This is a genomic window from Segatella copri (genome assembly GCF_026015465.1).
Taxonomy (GTDB): Bacteria; Bacteroidota; Bacteroidia; order Bacteroidales; family Bacteroidaceae; genus Prevotella; species Prevotella copri_E.
Window position 1 is genome coordinate 1 of record NZ_JAPDUQ010000012.1, and the last position, 1,675, is coordinate 1,675.

The window sequence follows — 1,675 nt, forward strand, 5'->3', positions numbered from 1 at the left end:
TTTCTTCTTTATTATCTCTTCTACCAGATAGGCATCTTGGTAGAAGAGTAATGCTATCTGAGCCAACGTTGGATTTTCCTTCAAAGCCCGTTCTGCCGTTCGACGAGCATGAGCCACACATCTACATAGGATAAGACCTTCTATCTTCTTCATCCAATCATATCCTGCGTAAGCATCACACATAAAGACATTGCCAGTCCAATCCTTCAGATTGTCCATGATATCAGCCTGACCTCGACCACACTTGTTCTTGGTGTTGACGAGGAAAATTGGTATTCCTGTTATCACTGAGCGATACTGAATCATGTAATGCCCCACCGTCTTATGCTTTTCGCAATTGATAATCGGGAAAGGACTTCCGTCACCAGCCAGCAAAGAGCTAGAAAAGACCCTTTCCTTTTGTAGTTCATACAAAGGTTCCAGCATCTCACATGTTGCCTGATGCCAATCATCCACAGTGGCTGGAGCCATCGGAAGACCATCCTGTTTCATCTTCTTTATCTGTCGATTGAACGGCTGATGTAGCACAAACTTTCCTGTTTCTATCTTAGCAATCAACTCTGGAGTAGCATAACTCTTCCAAAAGAGACCTTCATAGCAATCCGCCTGTTCTGTCGGACCATCCGGATCATCCTTTCTCCTCACAACCGGACGAACGACTGGTTGGACAACATATGGTGCAGGAGCAGGCAGAACAAACTCCTGTACATCTTTGCCCACCACGTCATATTCATCCTCATGTCCTTCATAACAATCAGGCCAAATCACTTGTTCCACTAAGCGAGGCAAGCTGGCCGGAAGTTTATTTCTACCATGCCCTTTCTTCTGACCATCGCTCTTCAACAGTTTAAGGGTTTCCTGCTTTTGCCTGTAATCACGGCAATAGTCACGACATCTCTCAAACTCCTTCTTGGTTTCTGGAGTGAGATTCAAAGATTGCATTGCTCGCTCATACAAACTTTCACGTTGCTCTGGGGTAAAGACAATACGCTCACGTTTTTGAGTAAACAACATCCGCACAAGCGAGGCTACCTGATCTGTCTTAGCCTTGTTCTTGGCTTCTGCCTTTGCAAGTTTTTCCTTAATTTCTTCCTTTAGAAGCGTTTGCGTTTCCTCGGCAGCCTGCCGATACTTAGCAAGCAATTCCTGACCTTTTGCCGAATCCTTGTCCATCACAGCTATAAAAGCTTGAAGGAAGGTCTCAAACATGTCAGCCAATCTTGTCAATGCTGTTTTCTCTGTTTTTGCTCGAAGTTCAGCTATGCGCTTGTTTGCACGCTCCTCTATATTCTGTACTATGGTGTCTGCCTTCTTAACTATCTCCTTCTCACGGGAATCAAGTTCCTGCTTACGAGATTCCAAAGCTTTCTTTTGCTCTGCAAGTTCTGCTTCCACCTCTAGCCTGATACGTTCTTTTGCAGCAGCAACCTGTCGAGCCACTTCTTCGTCAATCAACTGTTGACGAGAAGCACGCTCGGCATCCAATGCGTGTTCTGCGAGATCTGCTCTTTCCACAGCAGTGGCAACCTGACCTCGCACATTGGCATATTTCTCTGCCAAAGACGCACTTTTCCCTGTATTTTGTTGCTGTTCAAACATATCGTTTACCTTATTATTTACCATACAAAGGTACTAAAAATTATTGAGAAAAACGAATGTTTTGATTGATATTTAC

General features: G+C 44.4%; 1 protein-coding gene. It reads right to left on the reverse strand.

Features of this window, described 5'->3' with window-relative positions:
- Nucleotides 1-1,623, reverse strand: a 1,623-nt coding sequence (locus ONT08_RS16400; RefSeq protein ID WP_264960469.1) for an IS66 family transposase, incomplete at its 3' end; no start/stop codon positions are given.
- Nucleotides 1,624-1,675: the final 52 nt, after the last annotated feature.